The sequence below is a fragment of the Pseudomonas sp. GW821-FHT02H06 genome, from assembly GCF_059421525.1.
Genome location: NZ_JBWKVD010000011.1, coordinates 107715 through 126617, shown reverse-complemented (window position 1 = coordinate 126617; position 18903 = coordinate 107715). Strand labels below are relative to the sequence as shown.

The following is an 18903-nucleotide window of genomic DNA, read 5'->3' as shown; positions in this document are numbered from 1 at the left end:
CTTTCGGTGGGTGATTGGGGGATGGTGCGACTTTCGATTTTTCCAAGGAACTCGCCGAGGGCGAAACACAAGGCCGTTAGGCCGGCCATAACAACAGCCCACATAAATATTGGATATGCCCGCGATCTAAAGCCCGCAAAGCCGCTAAACCCACCACTCTTTACGCTTTCTTTATGCCCCCCGACCCCCGTCGCTCTCGTTCCTTTACACCCCCGCTGCAGACAATTGCCCCACACGGCAGTCGCCGTATGACGGAGAGTTTTTCATGAGCGTTCTGGATGGGGTGTCACTGCTGCTCGCGGCAGGGTTATTCGTTTACTTGCTGGTTGCGCTCCTGCGCGCCGGCCGGGTCGAGGAGTAACGGCCATGCACGGTTACGACTACCTGCTGATACTGGCTTTTTTCGCCTTGGTGCTGTTGCCCGCGCCGCTGCTGGGACGGTTCTACTACAACGTCATGGAAGGTAAGCGGACCTTTCTGACCCCGGTCATGGGCCCGGTCGAACGGATTTGCTATCGCCTGTCCGGCGTCGACCCCGCGGTCGAACAAAACTGGAAAACCTACACAATCGCCCTGCTGGCCTTCAACCTGGCCGGGTTCGTCGTGCTGTTCGCCATCCTGCTCATGCAAGGCTCGCTGCCGCTTAACCCTCAAGGTCTGCCGGGCATGGAGTGGTCGCTGGCGTTTAACACCGCGATGAGCTTCGTCACCAACACCAACTGGCAGAGCTACAGCGGCGAAGCGTCCCTGAGCTACCTCAGCCAGATGGCCGGCCTGACCGTGCAGAACTTCGTCAGCGCCGCCACCGGCATCGCCGTGCTGGTCGCGTTTTGCCGCGGCATCAGCCGTCGCTCGACGCAGCACCTGGGCAACTTCTGGGCCGACATGACCCGCGCGACCCTCTATGGCCTGTTGCCGATGTGCATCATCCTGGCGCTGTTTCTGGTGTGGCAGGGCGTGCCGCAAACCTTCGCCCATTACGTGGACGCCGTGACCCTGCAAGGCACCGACCAGACCATTCCTCTGGGCCCGGCTGCCAGCCAGATCGCGATCAAGCAACTGGGCACCAACGGCGGCGGCTTCTTCGGCGTCAACTCGGCGCATCCGTTCGAGAACCCGACCATCTGGAGCAACCTGTTCGAGCTGGTGTCGATCATCCTGATCCCGGCCGCGCTGGTCTTCACCTTCGGCCACTACGTGAAAGACATGCGCCAGAGCCGCGCGATCATCGCCTGCATGCTGGCGCTGTTCCTGATTGGCGGCGCGACGGCGATGTGGTCCGAGTACCAGCCAAACCCTGCGCTGAACATCGCGTCGGTCGAGCAGACCGCACCGATGGAAGGCAAGGAAACCCGCTTTGGCACAACGGCCACCGTGCTGTGGGCCGCGACCACCACGGCGGCGTCCAACGGTTCGGTCAACGGCATGCACGACAGCCTCAACCCGCTTACCGGGATGATCGCCCTGGCCAACATGATGGTCGGCGAAGTGATCTTCGGCGGCGTCGGCGCGGGCCTCTACGGCATGTTGCTCAACGTATTGATCGCGGTGTTCCTCGCCGGCCTGATGATTGGCCGCACCCCGGAATACCTCGGCAAGAAACTGCAGGCCCGTGAGGTCAAGTTGCTGGTGGCGACCTTGATCGTGATGCCGGTCGGCGTGCTGGTGTTCGGTGCGCTGGCAGCCTCGTTGCCCGGCCCGGCAGGTGCGATCAGCAACCCCGGCGCCCACGGTTTCAGTCAGCTGCTTTACACCTACACCTCGGCGACCGCCAACAACGGTTCGGCCTTCGGCGGCTTCAGCGCCAACACCACCTTCCACAACCTGATGTTGGGCCTGTCGATGTTCATTGGCCGCTTCGGCTACATCCTGCCGGTGCTGGCCCTGGCTGGCAGTCTGGCCGCGAAGAAGACCTCGCCGCTGGGCCAGAACAGCTTCCCGACCCACGGCCCGCTGTTCGTCACCCTGCTGACCGTGACCATTCTGCTCGTGGGTGGCCTGACGTTCCTGCCGACCCTGGCACTGGGACCGATTGCCGAACACTTGAGCCTGGGCTTCTGAGGACCACACCATGAACATGCAAGCCCCCGTAACAAAGAGCCCGGACAGTAAAAGCCAGGCCAGCAAGACAGCCGGCCATGACGCGCAGCCTGCATCGAATGCATCGGCCAAGACCGGCTTCGCCGCGCTGTGGCGTCCGGCGCTGGTCCAGGCGTTCATCAAGCTCGACCCGCGCCAGCTGCACCGTGCGCCGGTGATGCTGGTGGTCGAACTGACCGCGATTCTGACCACCGTGCTGTGCCTGATCCCCGATCCGGCGGTGCCGACGTCCGTCGCCGTGCAGATCGCGATCTGGCTGTGGTTCACCGTCTTGTTCGCCAACTTCGCCGAAGCCTTGGCCGAAGGTCGCGGCAAGGCCCGCGCCGACAGCTTGAAAGCCGGGAGCGAAGGCCTGAAAGCGCGGATCCAGGGCGCCAATGGCAGCTACCAGATGGTCAACGCCGCCACGCTGCGCAAGGGCGATGTGGTCCGCGTCGAAGCCGGGGAGATGATCCCGGGCGACGGCGAGGTGATCGAAGGCATTGCGGCCGTCAACGAAGCGGCGATTACCGGTGAGTCTGCGCCGGTGATCCGCGAGTCCGGCGGTGACCGTTCGGCCGTGACCGGCAACACGCGACTGGTATCCGACTGGCTGCTGGTGCGGATCAGCGCCAACCCCGGCGAATCGACGCTGGACCGCATGATCGCGCTGGTCGAAGGCGCCAAGCGCCAAAAGACCCCCAACGAAGTCGCTCTCGACATTCTGTTGATCGGCCTGACCCTGATCTTCCTGCTGGTGGTCGTGACCCTGCAGCCGTTCGCGCACTTTGCCGGCGGTAACCTGCCGCTGGTTTTCCTCGTGGCGCTGTTGGTGACGCTGATCCCGACCACCATCGGCGGCCTGCTCTCGGCCATCGGCATTGCCGGCATGGATCGCCTAGTGCGCCTCAACGTGATCGCCAAATCCGGCCGTGCGGTAGAGGCGGCGGGTGATGTGCATGTGTTGCTGCTGGACAAGACCGGCACCATCACCTTCGGCAACCGTCGTTGCGCGGCGGTGTATGCCGCGCCGGGCGTGTCGGCCAAAGAGCTGAGCGAAGGCACGCTGCTGGCCTCGCTGGCGGATGACACCGCCGAAGGCAAGTCCATCGTCGAGTACCTGCGCGGTCTGCACCCGATGACCGAGCCTGCACCGAGCCAGTTGACGGCGGTGCCGTTCACCGCGGAAACCCGCTTGTCCGGCGTCGACTACGAAGGCCGCGTGTACCGCAAGGGTGCGGTGGATTCGCTGCTGAAACTCCTCGGCCGTGACCGCAGTGATCTGCCGCCGGTACTGGCACGGGAGATCGACAAGATCGCCAAGACCGGTGGTACGCCGTTGCTGGTCTGCGGCGATGGCAAGCTGCTGGGCGCGATTCATCTCAAGGACGTGGTCAAGCCGGGCATTCGCGAGCGCTTCGAGGAACTGCGCAAACTGGGCATTCGCACGGTCATGGTCACGGGCGACAACCCGCTGACGGCGGCAGCGATCGCGGCAGAGGCGGGCGTCGATGACGTGCTGGCCGAAGCCACTCCCGAGAAGAAGCTGGAGCGCATCCGTCAGGAGCAGAACGACGGGCGTCTGGTGGCGATGTGCGGCGACGGTGCCAACGACGCGCCAGCGCTGGCCCAGGCCGACGTCGGCATGGCGATGAACGATGGCACCCAGGCGGCGCGGGAAGCGGCCAACATGGTCGATCTCGACAGCGACCCGACCAAGCTGCTGGACGTGGTGCAGATCGGCAAGGAATTGCTGGTAACCCGCGGCGCCCTGACGACCTTTTCCATCGCCAACGACGTGGCCAAGTATTTCGCCATCCTGCCGGCGCTGTTTGCGGCGATCTATCCGCAACTGGGCGTGCTCAACATCATGCACCTGGCCAGCCCGCAGAGCGCGATTCTGTCGGCCATCGTGTTCAACGCGCTGATCATCGTCGTGCTGATTCCGCTGGCGCTGCGCGGTGTCCGGGTCCAGGCCGCCAGCGCTGCGCATTTGCTGCGCCGCAATCTGTTGGTGTACGGGCTGGGCGGGATTGTCGTGCCGTTCGTGGGGATCAAGGCCATCGACCTGCTGTTGACCGCCCTGCACCTGGTTTAACCCGCTGATCGCGCCGCGCGGTGCCTGATCCCGTGCGGCGCTCACTTCGAAATGAGGAATGAATGATGTCCAGCGTATTGCGTCCGGCCGTGAGCCTGATCGTTTTGATGACCCTAATCACCGGCGTGGCTTACCCGCTGGTGGTGACCGGCGTCACCCAGGTGGCGTTCCCGGATCAGGCCAATGGCAGCCTGGTCTACGACGACCATGAAAAGGTGCGTGGCTCTGAGCTGATCGCACAGAATTTCACCGGCGATGAATGGTTTCACCCGCGTCCGTCTGCCGGGGCCTTTGCCACCGTCGCCAGCGGCGCGAGCAACCTGGCGCCGAGCAATCCGGCGCTGGCGACCCGAGTAACCGATGATGCCGCCAAAGAGAAAGCCGACAACCAGGGCCCGGTGCCGCTGAACCTGCTGACCACGTCCGCCAGCGGCCTGGACCCGCACTTGTCACCAGCCGCGGCGCAATACCAGGTGGCCCGCATCGCAGCAGCGCGGAACCTGCCTGCCGAGTCGGTGCAGAAACTGGTGGCGGACAACACCCAGACCTCGCTGATCGGCCCGCCGGTGGTAAACGTGCTGGACTTGAATCTGAGTCTGAATCGGTTACCGTCTGGCAACGTCGTGAACTGACGCCAACGGGCGACGCCACACGTGCACACATCACCCCGCACCAGGACAACTTTTCGTGAATTCAACCACCCGCGCCGACGCTTTGCTGGTCAATCTTCCCCGGGACGATCGCGGGCGGCTGAAGGTGTTTCTCGGTGCGGCACCGGGCGTGGGCAAGACCTACGCCATGCTTCAGGCCGCGCACACGCAGATGCGCCAGGGCGTTTCGCTGCTGGCCGGGGTCGTCGAGACCCACGGCCGCGCCGAAACCGAAGCGCTGCTGGGCGGTTTGCCGCAGCACCCCATGGTCCGTTCCGAATACCGCGGGGTCATGCTCGAAGAGATGGACCTGGACGGTATTCTTGCGGCGAAACCCAAACTGGTGCTGGTCGACGAACTGGCCCACAGCAACGCGCCCGGCAGCCGCCATGCCAAGCGCTGGCAGGACATTCAGGAATTGCTCTCGGCGGGGATCGACGTTTACACCACGGTCAACGTTCAGCACCTGGAAAGCCTCAACGATCAGGTGCGCGGCATCACCGGCGTGCAAGTGCGCGAAACCTTGCCGGACTGGGTGTTGCAGGAAGCCTACGAACTGGTGCTGATCGACCTGCCGCCCCGCGAATTGCTGGAGCGGTTGCGGGACGGCAAGGTCTACGTGCCCGAGCAGGCCCGCGCGGCCATCGATGCGTTTTTCACCCAGACCAACCTCACCGCGCTGCGGGAAATGGCCATGCAGACCGCCGCCGCCCAGGTCGACAACGATCTGGCGCTGGGCTATCGGCAGTTGGGTCAGGCGGCGCCGGCGGTGCGCGGTCGTCTGTTGGTGGGGATCGACGGCGATGCCCAGGCCGAGCGCTTGGTGCGCCACGCCAGCCGCGTCGCGCAACGTCGGCACCTGCCGTGGAGTCTGGTGCATGTCGACAACGGGCGCTTTTTCGATGAGCTGGCCCGCAGCCGTTTGCAGAATGCCCAGCAACTGGCCGAACGCCTCGGCGGGGAAGTGGTGGTGCTGCGCGCGCCGGAAGTGGCGAAGACGCTGATTCAGCACGCCACCGAACGTCGCGCCAGCCTGGTACTGGTGGGGCAGTCGCGGCCTTCGCTGCGGCGTCGGGTGTTGGGCGGCGGTCTGGCGTCGCGTCTGCTGCGCAATGCCCACGGTCTGGAAATCAACGTGCTCGACAGCGAGTCGCGCCCTGATCAGCCGCAATCCACTTCGCCGCGCAATCTGGTCTGGTTTGATTACGCGCTGGCGCTGGTTGCCACAATCGGCGCCAGTGCCTTGGCCTGGGCGGTGTCCAGCTGGTTGGCGCTGCCGAATATCTCCCTGGTCTTTCTCGCCGCCGTGTTGCTGGTGGCCGTGCGCAGCAGCGTCGGCCCGGCGATGGTCTGTTCGGTGCTGTCATTTCTGGCCTATGACTTTTTGTTCATCCCGCCGAACTTTTCCCTGAGCATCCAGCGCGAAGAAGACGTGCTGACGCTGCTGTTTTTCCTGCTGATGGCCGCGCTGACCGGCAATCTCGCCGCTCGCCAGCGCCGCCAGTTGCAAGCGCTGCGGGACACCCAGGAGGAGACCAGCGAACTGCTCGACCTGTCCCGCCGCCTGACCGCCGCCACCGATCGCCAGGCCGTGCTCAGTGCGGCCGATCATCACCTGGCCGGCTGGAGCGAGTTGCAGCTGTGCGTGCTGGACAACGACCGCGAGCAGGGTTGGAAAGTCGAGGTGGGCGGGCCGCTGGAGTTTTCTGAATTTGAACGCGCAGCGGCGGACTGGGCCTGGCAGCACGGGCAACCGGCGGGCAAGGGCACTGGCACGCTGCCGTCGGGGAGTTGGTGGTGGTTGCCGCTGTGGGTGGACGACGCGCCGATGGCGTTACTGGGGATTCGTGCGAAGCAGGGCCAGACTTTCAGCCCTCAGCGGCGACGTCTGCTGACCGCGCTGAGTCAGCCATTGGGTCAGGCCCTGGCCCGGGCGCGACTGGCCGAGGATCTCGAGGCCGCGCGTTTGCACGGCGAGACCGAACAGCTGCGCAGCGCGTTGCTGGCTTCGGTCTCCCACGACCTGCGCACGCCGCTGACCGCCATGCGCGGCAGCATTGACAGCCTGTTGGCGCTGGGCGAGGCGATTCCGCTGGAAGACCGTCGCGAGTTGCTCGAAGGCACCCGCGACGAGGCCGAGCGTCTGGATCGCTACATTCAGAACCTGCTGGACATGACGCGCCTCGGCCATGGCGCGCTGAAGCTGGCGCGGGACTGGGTCTCACCGGGTGACATCGTCGGCAGCGCGCTCAATCGCCTGCGTGCGGTGCTCGCGCCGCTGCAAGTCATGACCGAATTGCCGGCGGAACTGCCGCTGCTGTACGTGCACGCCGCGCTGATCGAGCAGGCGCTGATCAACGTGATCGAAAACGCCGCGCGCTTCTCGCCGGTCAATGGCCGTCTGCAGATGGCGGTGAGCGTGCAGAACGAGGAGATTATTTTCGCCGTCAGCGATGAAGGGCCGGGGATACCCGAGAACGAACGGGCGAAGATTTTTGATATGTTCTACACCGCCGCGCGGGGAGACCGAGGCGGGCAGGGCACGGGGCTGGGTCTGGCGATCTGTCAGGGCATGGTCGGCGCCCACGGCGGGCGGATCAGCGTGGACGACGGCATCGACGGTCGCGGCACCTGCATCAGCCTGCACTTGCCGCTGCAGGCGCAACCCGAAGCGGAAATGGACCAGGCGGTCTGAACCCGCTTTGAGCTACGCTGACGTTCTTTCGGTACCGACCCTTTTCTTCATGACAGGACACCCATGAGCCAGACGGCGACCATTCTGGTGATCGATGACGAGCCGCAGATCCGCAAGTTCCTGCGCATCAGCCTCGCGTCACAAAGCTACAAAGTGCTGGAAGCCGGCACCGGCACCGACGGCCTGACCCAGGCCGCACTGAATAAACCCGACCTGCTGGTGCTCGACCTGGGCCTGCCGGACATGGACGGGCAGGACGTGCTCAGCCAGTTTCGCGAGTGGTCGACGGTGCCGGTGCTGGTGCTCTCCGTGCGTGCCAGTGAGGGCGAGAAAGTGCGCGCGCTGGACGCCGGCGCCAACGATTACGTGACCAAACCGTTCGGCATCCAGGAGTTTCTGGCGCGGATTCGTTCGCTGTTGCGCCAGGCACCGGAGAGCGGTCAGGTGGAATCGGCGGTGGTCATCGGCCCGCTGAACATTGATCTGGCCTACCGCCGGGTGTCCCTGGGCGATGCCGAAGTCGCCCTGACCCGCAAGGAATACGCGGTGCTGGCGCAACTGGCGCGGCATCCCGGACGGGTCATTACCCAACAGCAACTGCTCAAGGACATCTGGGGCCCGACCCACGTCGAAGACACCCATTACCTGCGCATCGTGGTGGGCCACCTGCGCCAGAAACTCGGCGACGACCCCGCCGCGCCGCAGTACATCGTGACCGAAGCGGGGGTTGGGTATCGGTTGGTGAATGCGTGAAGGCATTCGCTTGCTTTGGGCCGCATCTGCCCAAGCGCGGTGCGTCAGCCCATGTCTTCATATCAGATCCACCGCAATTCGCGAGCAAGGTGGAGCGCCACCCCGGTCGCTCCCACAGGATCACCGCAGCGCTGAAAATTTTCGGATAACGCAGCAAGTGTTGGAGTGAGCTTGCTCACGAATGCTCCTGCTCATACCGATCCAGCGTTTCCCTGGCGATCTGCCGCCCGAGCGCGATCAGCTCCGGGGCTTTGTAAAATTCGAAGAACCGGCACACGCGCTTCGGCACGTTGATCAGGATGTCGGGCGGGTAGCCGGCGATTTTGTATTGAGCCAGGGACGTCTGCATGACCTCGAAGCTCTGGTTGATCAGGTCCAGCAGCGACGCCGGGCCGACGTTGTCGATGATGATCGAGCCGCTGGCCGATCTCGGCGCCCCGGCCTGGGTGGGCGCGGCGGAAGGTTGCTGGCCCTGGGGGTCGGCGGATTCGATATCGGCCATCAACCACGGATTGCCCGTCAGCGCGGCGGCGCTGGGCTTGAGCCGTTCCTGCGCCAGGCGCAACCCGCCTTCGCCGGTCAGGTCCAGCTTGCGGCGGAACGGCAGGTGCGAGCCGATGGAGCTCATCAAACCGTCGATACGCTTCTTCACCGCCGGCGGGCGTTCGATCACCGGCAAGGTGTAATGCTTCTGGGTCGTTGAATTGAGGTTGACCGCAACGATCAGATCGCAGTGGCTCGACACCACCGGCACGATCGGCAACGGGTTCAGCAGGCCGCCATCCACCAGCGTGCGATTGCCCTGAACCACTGGAGTGAACAGGCTGGGGATTGCCGCCGAGGCGCGCATCGCCGAATGCAGATTGCCTTCCTGAAACCAGATTTCCTGCTGGTTGGTCAGGTCCGTGGCCACGGCGGTGTAGGGGATCGGCAGGTCCTCGATATTGATCTCGCCGACGATGTCGCGAATCTTGCCGAACACCTTCTCGCCGCGAATCGCCCCCAGCCGGAAACTCACGTCCACCAGCCGCAACACGTCCAGGTAATCCAGGCTTTCGATCCACGCCTTGTACTCGGGCAGCTTGCCTGCCGCGTAGATCCCGCCGATCACCGCGCCCATGGAACACCCGGCGATGCAGGCGATGTCGTAGCCGCGATGTTCGAGCTCTTCGATGACGCCGATGTGCGCGTAACCCCGTGCGCCCCCGGAGCCCAGGACCAGCGCGATGCGTTTATTCATGTGCGTTTCCCACTGTCAGCGTTCAGGCGGCGCGCAAGGCGGCCGATTCATCACACACCAGCGTAACGCCAACGGCCCGAAACGGGTATTGTGCATCGCCCGGGTGTGGCACTTTTACATCGCCGCACCGTCAAACCCGCATCAATGATTTCCTTAGTTGAGGTAACACCCATGAAAGCCTGGATCTGCCTGCCCCTGTTGGCATTGGTTCTCACCGGTTGCGCCGGTAAAACGGCCTACCGCGACAGCTGTGCCACCAACCTTGACGCAGCCTGGCACGAGCTCGATCTGGCCAAGGCCGAAGGTTTCGCCGGCACGGTCAGCTACTCCAAGGCCCTGTCGCTGCTGACCGGCGCCAAGACCCAGCAGCAGTTCGAAGCGTTCGAGGGCTGCTCCGAGAAAGCCGAGAAAGCCCGTTTCTATATCCGTGAGTCCCGCGCCGGTCGCTGAAATCGTTCCAAAGTCCGCAGCCATCACGCGGTCTCCCTGTAGGAGTGAGCTTGCTCGCGAAGCATGCTGTCAGTCGCCATCAAGCTGACTGGGATAACGCCGATCGCGAGCAAGCTCACTCCTACCGTCCTGTTTCGCTCCACCCTGATGAATCCCTCCATCCCGCTCTGGCGAAAAGGCCTACGCTGACCTTACAGTGGCTGCACGTCTGGCATCGTCTGCAGTCCTATTAGCCATGAGCAGTCGCCTGGGGAGGCCTTCCGATGGGCAGAAAACTGGATGCGTGTCTTAACGCAATCAATAAAGTGGTGCTGGGCAAGGAACCGCAGGTGCGCCTGGCGCTGACCTGCTTGCTCGGCGGCGGGCATCTGTTGATTGAAGACTTGCCCGGCATGGGCAAAACCACCCTCAGCCATACCCTGGCGCGGGTGCTCGGCTTAAGCTTTCAGCGCATTCAATTCACCTCCGATCTGCTGCCGGGCGACATCCTCGGCACGTCCGTTTTCGATCGTGACACCGGGCAGTTCACCTTCCACCCCGGACCGATCTTCGCCGAGCTGGTGCTGGCCGACGAAATCAACCGCGCTACGCCCAAGAGCCAGAGCGCGCTGCTCGAAGCCATGGAGGAGGGCCAGGTCACCATCGAGGGCGCCACCCGTTTGCTGCCCGATCCGTTTTTCGTCATCGCCACCCAAAACCCCTTCAGCCAGGGCGGTACCTTCGCCTTGCCGGAATCGCAACTGGACCGCTTCCTGATGCGCCTGTCCCTGGGTTATCCCGCGCGCTCGGCGGAAAAAGCCCTGCTGCTGGGGGAATCCCGTCGCGATCTGCTGCCGCGCATCGAGCCGTTGCTGGACCACGCCGAACTGGCCTTGCTTCAGCAGCAGGCGCGGCAGGTGCGGGCCAGCGACGCCCTGGTCGATTACGTGCTGCGGCTGGTCGATGCCACGCGCAGCCAGCCGCAGTTCGCCTACGGCCTGTCGCCCCGCGCGAGCCTGGCGATCCTGTCGGCGGCGCGTGCCTGGGCGTTGCTCGCCGGGCGCGATTACGTGATTCCCGAAGACGTGCAGGCGATTCTGCCCGCCGTCATCAGCCACCGCCTGCGCGAGCGCACTGACCCGACCGGGCATGGCGGCGGCGCGCTGGTCCAGTGGCTACTGCGCGAGGTGCCGGTGCTGTGATCGAACGCTTCAAACCGGTCTGGCAGCGCTGGGTGGGACGCCGCATTCCCCCGGCGTCGCGGGTCGAACTGGATCACCGCCGAATCTTCATCCTGCCGACCCGGGTCGGCGGTACCTATGCGCTCATTCTGTTTCTGTTGCTGCTGGTCTCGATCAACTACCAGAACAGCCTCGCCTATGGCCTGACCTTTCTCATGCTGTCGGTGGGCGTGCTGGCCATTCTGCACACCTACCGCAACATCAGCGGGCTGATCCTCAGCGGCGGCCACGCGCGTTCGGTGTTCGTCGGCGAACCGGTGCAACTGCGCCTGCGTCTGGAAAGCACCGGCCATGGCCATCAGGCGATTGCCCTGGGGTGGGACAGCGAACAGCTGGAGCAGACCGACGTTGAAGCCGAGTGTCTGGTCGAAGTCGGCCTGACCCTGCCGGCGCTCAAACGCGGCTGGATGCGGGCCCCGCGTTTGCGCGTGGAGAGCGTGTTCCCGCTGGGGATTTTTCGCGCCTGGAGCTGGCTGGACCTGGAACAGACCGTGCTGATCTACCCGCAACCGCTGGCCGGCACGATGCCGCTGCTGCAAGGCGTGCAACCCCATGCCGAGGACGACGGCCACGCGACGACGGGGCCGGGCGTCGACGATTATCAGGGGCTGCGCCTGTGGCAGCCGGGCGACTCGATGCGGCGCATGCACTGGAAAGCCTGGTCGCGGGGGCAGGGCCTCATGGTCAAGGAGTTCAGCGACCTCAGCGGTCACGACCTGTGTCTGGATTTCATGGCCCTGGGTGGGGATATCGAAGAGCGGCTGTCGCGCCTGTGTTACTGGGTGCTGGAATTGTCCCAGCGTCAGCAGCCGTTCGCGCTGCGGCTGCCCGGTTTTATCTCGGCGGTGGACAGCGGCGACGCTCACCGTGAAGCCTGCCTGCGCCAATTGGCGCTGTACGGGGTGCGCGCATGAAAGGCGCGGCGCGATGACATCCTCCAGCCTGGCCAAACCGATCCCCCGGGTCAGCCTCAATTGGTTGTTGATTGCCCAGGCGCTGGTGATCGTGCCGTTCGCCTTGCACGTTCCGGTGGCGTTGATCGTGCTGTGGCTGGTCTGTTCGTTCTGGCGCATTCAGATCTTCCGTATGCGCGTGCGCATGCCCGGCACCTGGATCAAATCTGGACTGCTGGTCGGCACCGCCGGGGGCATCTATCTAGCCCGGGGCAGTTTGATCGGGCTGGACGCAGGGGCGGCGCTGCTGATCGCGGCGTTCATTCTGAAGATGCTGGAAATGCAGAACCGTCGCGACGCCCTGGTGCTGATCTTTCTTGGCTTCTTCTGCATCGCCGTCGGTTACCTGTTCGAAGACTCGCTGCTGTGGGGCCTGTTTACCCTTCTGCCCATCACCACGCTGCTGGCCGCGTTGATCGGCCTGCAACAGTCCGGCATCTCCAGCAGGCCCGCCGCGACGCTGCGGCTGTCGGCCAAACTGCTGCTGCAGGCCGTGCCGCTGATGATTCTGCTGTTCCTGTTTTTCCCACGTCTTGATCCACTGTGGTCGTTGCCACAACCGAGCAACAAGGCGCTGACCGGGCTGTCCGACAGCATGGCGCCGGGGGACATTGCCGAGCTGAGCAAATCTGCCGAGCTGGTGTTTCGCGCCAGTTTTGACGGCCCGCTGCCGCCGCGCAATCAGCTGTACTGGCGCGCGCTGACCCTGGAGCAATTCGACGGCAGACGCTGGTCGCAATCCTCGCGGGCGCAAGTGCCGGACGCGCCGCTGTGGCGCCGGGAAGGCGACCGGGTCAGCTACAGCGTGGTGCTGGAACCGACCGGCAAGCCGTGGCTGATGACCCTCGATGTCGGCCAGACCGATCTGGCCGGCGTGCGCCAGATGAGTGATTTCCGCTGGCAGCGGCGGCGACCGATCGAGCAATCAATGCTCTACAGCGTTGAATCCTGGCCCGACGCGGTGCGCGAGACCGTGCTCAGCGACGGCGCGCGGTTGCAGGCACTGCAACTGCCGGCCAGAGGCAATCCCCAGGTGCGCGAATGGGCCGCGGACCTGCATCGGCGCCATCCCGGCGCCGACGCGGTGGTGGACGCGCTGCTGTCGTATTTCACGTCGCAGCCGTTCCGCTACACCCTCAAGCCCCCGGCGCTGGGGGCCAACAGCATCGATGACTTCCTGTTCGGCAGCCGTGCCGGTTTCTGTGCCCACTACGCCGGCGCCATGACATTTGCCCTGCGGGCAGCGGGTGTACCGGCGCGGGTGGTTGCCGGTTATCAGGGCGGCGAGCTCAACCCGGACGGCAATTACCTGACCGTGCGCCAGTTCGATGCCCACGCCTGGGTCGAGTACTGGCAACCGAACGTGGGCTGGCGCAGCGTTGATCCCACCGCAGCGGTGGCGCCCGCGCGAGTCGAGCAAGGGCTTGAACAGGCCTTGGCGGCGGACGAAGACTTTCTCAGCGATTCGCCGATGTCCGCCCTGCGCTATCGGCACCTGGCCTGGGTCAATTCGATTCGCATGAGCTGGGACAACCTCAATTACGGCTGGCAGCGCTGGGTGCTGGGGTATCAGGGTCAGCAGCAACTGCAGGTGCTGGGCCGCTGGTTTTCCGGATTTCAGGCGCCCGTGTTTGCTGGCGGCGCGGCGGTTATTCTCGGGTTGCTGGCGCTGTGGCTCTTCAAGCCGTGGCGCCGTGAAAGCGATTCGCAGTTGCGCCTGTTCAACCAGTTCGAACGTCTGCTCGCCCGGCAGGGTCTTAAACGTCAGCCGGGTGAGGGCGCCCAGGCCTTTGCGCAGCGTGCTGCCGCGCAACTGCCGGCCCACGCCGGGGCGATCAGGGATTTTGTCCACGAGTTCGAGGCCCAGCGCTACGCCGGGGCAGACGGCTCGGTTGGGGCGCTGCGTCAGCGCCTGAAATTCCTGCGCCGCAGCCTGCCGTGGCGTTTGTCCACTGCGAGGGGCAAGCGGCCGTGAGTCATCAGACATTCATCTTCAACCTAGGAGTGTTTCATGTCAGCGATGGTCGATCACCTGGTCGCCGAGATTATCGGCCTTAACATCAAGCTGCTTGCCTGCCACGCGCGGTTGGAAGTCTCCACCGACAGCGAAGCGCTGCACGACCTGCGCACCAACGTCCGCCGCCTGCGCAGCGTTTTGCGCCCACTGCGGGGGCTGCCAGGGCTGGATCAGGTGGAAGCGGCGGCCAAGGAGGTCGGCGCGCTGACCACGCCTTTGCGTGACATGCAGGTGCTGGCGGCGTTCCTCGATGAACAGGGTCTGCCCCAGGTGGCGGCCAAGCGCGAGCAATACCTGAAAACCGCGTGCCCGAAAGTGGCCAGCTCTGCGGAGCTCAATCGTCTGTTCGGCGTGCTGGATCAATTGCCGGCCCTGCTGCGCACCCAGGAACGCCATGGCCTGCTCGACAAGCTGAAGCAGCGCATTGAAAAGCGCCTGGACAAACAGTGGAAGCAACTGCGCGAAGCCATGGGCGACCCTGCCCACGACCGCCATCGCCTGCGCCTGTTGATCAAACGCGTGCGCTACGCCGGCGAGGCCTACCCGGAACTCAGTCATCAGCCAAAGAACATGGAGCGCCGGTTGAAAGCGGCCCAGGGCGCTCTGGGCGATTGGCACGATCACCTGCAATGGCTGGAGCAGGCGCGGCATCAGGCGGATCTGGCGCCGTGTGTGGCCGGGTGGGAATTGGGCATTCATCGCGCCGAGCAGAAGTCTGATCAGGTTCTGGAGCGTTTGTACAAGGCGTGCTTCGGCAAACATTCTCCACGCTGACGCTGGCTGGTCCGCAGGATTGGCGCTTATAAACCCTGTCCTGCGGCGGCTGCCTCGTTACCATTTGCCCATCCCGCCTGCCATCCTGGAACGCCCATGAAATTCTCCGAGCTGCTTGACGCCGTCCGTGCCCATCCCGAATCCGTCAGCATCCCCGCCTCATGGGCACAGGGGCGAGCCTGCTTCGGCGGGCTGATGGCGGCGCTGATGTATGAAGCGATGCGCGCGAAGGTCTCGACCGAGCGGCCGGTTCGGTCGCTGGCGATCTGTTTCGTTGCGCCACCGGCCATCGACACACCCATTTCGTTTGAGGTGGAAGTCCTGCGCGAGGGCAAAGCGGTCAGTCAGGTCTTGGGCCGGGCGATCCAGAACGGTGAGGTCATGACCCTGATTCAGGGCAGCTTCGGCGCGCCCCGCGAGTCGATTATTGCGGTGCACGCCGAGCCGGCCCCGGTCTTCAAGCCGGTGGACGAGATCCAGCCGTTCCCGTTCGTGTCCGGCGTGATGCCGGAATACCTGCGGTTTATTGATCTGCGGTGGGCGCTGGGCGGCCTGCCGTTTTCCAACACACCGTCACCGGCGATCGGTGGTTATGCACGCTTGCGTGACGTGGAAGAGGAGCCCTTGACCGAAGCGCATCTGCTGGCGCTGGTCGACACCTGGCCACCTGCCGTGCTGCCCCATCTGAACAAGCCGGCGCCGGGAAGCTCATTGACTTGGACGATCGAGTTTGTGCAGCCGTTGCCCGCGATGACCACCCATGACTGGACGCAGTACCGAGCGGTGATCGAGCATGCCCGCGATGGCTACGGCCATACCGCAGCGGCGCTGTGGACGCCGAAAGGGGAATTGGTGGCGATCAGTCGCCAGACGGTGACTGTCTTTGGCTGATCAGATCAGAGCTGAGGTTGCTGACAACGTCATCAGGTGACGCATCTCTGTATCGGGCAAAAGCCAGGGGCCTTATTGGCCTCTGGCTTTAATGGCTTGCGCGGCAATCAGACCGAGCACACCGATGGCGGCGGACGTCAGGCTGCTGTTGAACGCGCCGTCCAGCAGGAGCAAGCCGGAGACGATGGACAGCGGGAACGCCAGTGAGGACAACACAGCATTCGACGGCAAACCGTCCTTGCGCGATGGGTTGAAGAATTCGCCGATGTGAAGATCTGTAATGAACTTGGGCATGACGCTTACCTCGGTGAAACGTGAACAAGAAGTGTTTTCGATAGAGGTGAGAATAGGCCCGGAGGTTCACTTCGGCGAATCGAGGATTGCTATCAGCCTGATAGGCAGGATGTGCCGGAGCAATCGCAGGGGCGCGAGGCAATCAGCCCTGTAATTTCAGCTGCCCGATGGCCGTGTTCAAGGCGCCGGCCAGTGTCGCCAGCTCATCGCTGGTGCCGGCCGAGTCCACTGTTTGTCGGACGGTGCGCTCGGTCACGTCGCGGATGCTTACCACGGCCCGGTTCATTTCTTCGGCGACCTGGCTCTGTTGTTGCGCGGCTACCGCAATCTGAGTGTTGCTCTCGCGCATCTGCGCCACCGCTTCAGTGATCGCCGTCAGCGCCTGACCCGCTTCCCGCGCGCGCTGCACGCAGTCGTCGGCCTTGTGCGAGCTTTCCTGCATGAAATCCACCGCATCGCGGGTACCCGCCTGCAGAGTGCAGACCATGGTGGTGATCTCGTCGGTGGACGTCTGCACCCGGCGCGCCAGATGTCGCACCTCATCAGCCACCACCGCGAAGCCGCGTCCCATCTCCCCAGCGCGGGCCGCTTCGATGGCGGCGTTGAGGGCGAGCAGGTTGGTCTGTTCGGCGATGCTGTGAATCACGCTCACGACGCCGTTGATTTTCTGACTGTCCTCGGCCAGCCGCTGGATCATCCCGGCCGTCTGTTGCACCCCGCTGGACAGCCCGGCGATGGACGTCTCTACCCGATCAACCACGGCTTTGCCGGTGCCCGCGAGCCGGTCAGCGTTCCGGGATTGATCACGGGTGGCACCGGCGTGTTGAGCGATGTGGTGGACGGTGGCGGTCATTTCATTGATGGCCGTTGCCACTTGATCGGTCTCGCTCTGCTGGCCGAGCATGCCTTGGCGCACCTCGCTCATGCCCGACGCCAGTTGACCCGCGCCTGCATCCAGGCGGGCGGCGGAGTGGGCAACGGTGGTGACGATGCGTTGATAACCGGCTTGCATGGCGTTGAAGGCCTTGGCCATCTGCCCGACTTCATCCTCACCGGCCAGGGGCACGCGCGCCGAGAGGTCGCCGCTGCTTTCTACCTGCAGCATCACGTCTTTGAGGGTGTTGAGGTGGGTCAGCAGAAAGCGGATCAGCAGTTGCGACGCGCCGAGCATGGCGAGCATCAGAATGAACACTGCGACGGCGTACTGGACGAAACGCACCTCCACCCATTGCAGCAGGTGTGGCGCAGCGGCGAGCACGGCGATGCGTTGGTCACCGCGCTGGATGACATAGGCGCCGATCAGTGGCGTACCGTCTGTGTCGGAAACACCCGTCAGGTCAGTCCAGCCGGTAACCGGCCTCAGCGAGGGCAGGGGCTGACCTTTGAACACCGGCACCTGTCCCGCTGGATACGTCAGACGGTGGGCTGCAGCTGGCAGTGATTGCCCGGCGGGCCACGCGCTCAACAACTGTGCCTCGGTCTGCGCGGCGGCTCTGGCATCGTTGGCGCGGGTGTGTTGTTCCAGCTGCAGGGCGTAAAGCACCAGCAACAGCGTGGTGAAAAACGCAACGGCGTTGACCGCCCAGAACTTGTATTTCAGCGAAACATTGCTCAGCCAGCGGGCCATGGTGGAAGTCTTCTGTGGGTGCACGAAATAAGGCAGGGTGCCATCATTTTGTGCGCTTTAAAGACGCGAAGCGTTGATCTGGATCAATGGTGTTTATGGGATGACAGGTCAGACGGCGCTCCTCCCGTTTTGACCTGCGGAACAAGGCAGAGCCTGTTGTTACGATGCGTGAACGGCAGCTTCCACCGCCGGCAACGAAAAAAACGCCCGAGCGCAATTGGTGGTGTGGGCCGCAACGTCGTCCGGGCTTTCGCCTCGGTGCAGCGCCACTTCGCGCAGGACCTCGGGCAGATAGGCCGGTTCGTTGCGGCCGTTCTTTGGTTTGGGCCGCAAGGTGCGGGGCAGCAGGTACGGCGCGTCGCTTTCCAGCATCAACCGGCCGCGGGGAATCTCGCGGACCAGCGGGTGCAGGTGCGTGCCCCGGCGCTCGTCGCAGATCCAGCCGGTGATGCCGATGTGCAGATCCATGTCCAGATAGTTGAACAGCGCGCGTTTTTCCCCGGTGAAGCAATGCACCACCGCCGCCGGGAGCTGATCGCGGTAGTCCCGCAAAATGGCGAGCAGTCGCTCGTCGGCATCGCGCTCATGGAGAAACACCGGCAATTGCAGTTCGACGGCCAGTGCCAGATGCGCTTCCAGAACCTTTTCCTGCTGCGGGCGAGGGGAGAAGTCGCGATTGAAATCCAGCCCGCATTCACCCACGGCGCAGACGGTCTTTTCACCCAGCAGCGCCCTGAGCTGGCTCTCGGTTTCGCCCGTCCAGGCGCTTGCGGAGTGCGGATGAATGCCGGCAGTGCTGAACAGACGTTGGCCGCTTTCATCGAGCCGGCGGGATAACGCCAAGGCCTCTTCGCTGCCTTCGACGTCGGTGCCGGTGAGGATCAACTGGCCGACGCCGGCGGCGTACGCGCGTTCCACCACCTCATGTTCGCGGGCGGCGAAGCTGGGGTTGGTCAAGTTGACGCCAATGTCTATTAGTTGCATGGTGCTACCTCAGGCCGGAGGCCGAGAAGAATACCAGAGCGATTGAAGCGATAAAAAACAAGCAGGCTCAACTGCTTGGAATACCCAATCCTGTGATCCCGCTTTTGTTGACGCATGCCGCGATGCACGCGACGAGCCGTTCAGCTGCGCGACACAGACTTCAAGCCCGTTTTTTTCG

Annotated in this window: 16 protein-coding genes; 12 read left to right on the top strand and 4 right to left on the bottom strand. The window is 64.1% G+C overall.

Annotation, left to right across the window (positions count from 1 at the left end; translation table 11 throughout):
- The first annotated feature begins 265 nt into the window (after nucleotides 1-265).
- From kdpF to AC07VF_RS18340, 6 genes are all read left to right on the top strand, one after another.
- The gene (gene kdpF, locus AC07VF_RS18365) at nucleotides 266-361 is read left to right on the top strand and encodes a K(+)-transporting ATPase subunit F (RefSeq protein ID WP_037009437.1); all 96 of its coding nucleotides are present in this window, start codon (nucleotides 266-268) and stop codon (nucleotides 359-361) included.
- A 5-nt stretch (nucleotides 362-366) separates the two neighbouring features.
- The gene (gene kdpA / locus AC07VF_RS18360) at nucleotides 367-2061 is read left to right on the top strand and encodes a potassium-transporting ATPase subunit KdpA (RefSeq protein ID WP_495009711.1); all 1695 of its coding nucleotides are present in this window, start codon (nucleotides 367-369) and stop codon (nucleotides 2059-2061) included.
- A 10-nt stretch (nucleotides 2062-2071) separates the two neighbouring features.
- Complete coding sequence (gene kdpB, locus AC07VF_RS18355; RefSeq protein WP_495009712.1) at nucleotides 2072-4177, top strand: potassium-transporting ATPase subunit KdpB; 2106 nt, start codon at nucleotides 2072-2074, stop codon at nucleotides 4175-4177.
- Between the two features lie 65 nt (nucleotides 4178-4242).
- A complete protein-coding gene (kdpC, locus tag AC07VF_RS18350; RefSeq protein WP_495009713.1) occupies nucleotides 4243-4809 on the top strand; it encodes a potassium-transporting ATPase subunit KdpC in 567 nt (188 codons plus the stop codon).
- Nucleotides 4810-4864: 55 nt separating this feature from the next.
- Nucleotides 4865-7522: a DUF4118 domain-containing protein gene (locus tag AC07VF_RS18345; RefSeq protein WP_495009714.1), complete on the top strand. Its 2658-nt coding sequence runs from the start codon at nucleotides 4865-4867 to the stop codon at nucleotides 7520-7522.
- Nucleotides 7523-7585: 63 nt separating this feature from the next.
- On the top strand, nucleotides 7586-8275 hold the full coding sequence (locus AC07VF_RS18340) for a response regulator (RefSeq protein WP_495009715.1): 690 nt from the start codon (nucleotides 7586-7588) through the stop codon (nucleotides 8273-8275).
- Between the two features lie 175 nt (nucleotides 8276-8450).
- On the opposite strand, the gene AC07VF_RS18335 is transcribed toward AC07VF_RS18340, so the two are convergent.
- Entirely contained in the window at nucleotides 8451-9515 is a 1065-nt protein-coding gene (locus AC07VF_RS18335) for a patatin-like phospholipase family protein (RefSeq protein ID WP_346626366.1), read from the bottom strand.
- A gap of 171 nt (nucleotides 9516-9686) precedes the next feature.
- On the opposite strand from AC07VF_RS18335, the gene AC07VF_RS18330 reads away from it, so the two are divergent.
- From AC07VF_RS18330 to AC07VF_RS18305, 6 genes are all read left to right on the top strand, one after another.
- Nucleotides 9687-9965, top strand: coding sequence for a hypothetical protein (locus AC07VF_RS18330; protein WP_062381160.1), 279 nt, complete (start codon nucleotides 9687-9689; stop codon nucleotides 9963-9965).
- A gap of 263 nt (nucleotides 9966-10228) precedes the next feature.
- Nucleotides 10229-11146 (top strand): AAA family ATPase, encoded by a 918-nt coding sequence (locus tag AC07VF_RS18325; protein ID WP_495009716.1) that lies wholly within the window; start codon nucleotides 10229-10231, stop codon nucleotides 11144-11146.
- The gene (locus AC07VF_RS18320) at nucleotides 11116-12099 is read left to right on the top strand and encodes a DUF58 domain-containing protein (RefSeq protein WP_495009717.1); all 984 of its coding nucleotides are present in this window, start codon (nucleotides 11116-11118) and stop codon (nucleotides 12097-12099) included. Before AC07VF_RS18325 ends, AC07VF_RS18320 begins: the two co-directional genes overlap by 31 nt.
- 13 nt (nucleotides 12100-12112) lie before the next feature.
- Complete coding sequence (locus tag AC07VF_RS18315) at nucleotides 12113-14113, top strand: transglutaminase TgpA family protein (protein WP_495009718.1); 2001 nt, start codon at nucleotides 12113-12115, stop codon at nucleotides 14111-14113.
- Nucleotides 14114-14158: 45 nt separating this feature from the next.
- Entirely contained in the window at nucleotides 14159-14929 is a 771-nt protein-coding gene (locus AC07VF_RS18310; protein WP_495009728.1) for a CHAD domain-containing protein, read from the top strand.
- Between the two features lie 96 nt (nucleotides 14930-15025).
- Nucleotides 15026-15820, top strand: coding sequence for an acyl-CoA thioesterase (locus AC07VF_RS18305; RefSeq protein WP_495009719.1), 795 nt, complete (start codon nucleotides 15026-15028; stop codon nucleotides 15818-15820).
- A gap of 72 nt (nucleotides 15821-15892) precedes the next feature.
- Here the strand turns inward: AC07VF_RS18305 and AC07VF_RS18300 are convergent, their stop codons facing one another.
- From AC07VF_RS18300 to AC07VF_RS18290, 3 genes are all read right to left on the bottom strand, one after another.
- Nucleotides 15893-16114, bottom strand: coding sequence for a hypothetical protein (locus AC07VF_RS18300; RefSeq protein WP_192172193.1), 222 nt, complete (start codon nucleotides 16112-16114; stop codon nucleotides 15893-15895).
- Nucleotides 16115-16256: 142 nt separating this feature from the next.
- The gene (locus tag AC07VF_RS18295) at nucleotides 16257-17741 is read right to left on the bottom strand and encodes a methyl-accepting chemotaxis protein (RefSeq protein WP_495009720.1); all 1485 of its coding nucleotides are present in this window, start codon (nucleotides 17739-17741) and stop codon (nucleotides 16257-16259) included.
- 159 nt (nucleotides 17742-17900) lie between these two features.
- Nucleotides 17901-18725 (bottom strand): TatD family hydrolase, encoded by an 825-nt coding sequence (locus AC07VF_RS18290; RefSeq protein WP_495009721.1) that lies wholly within the window; start codon nucleotides 18723-18725, stop codon nucleotides 17901-17903.
- Between the last annotated feature and the right edge of the window lie 178 nt (nucleotides 18726-18903).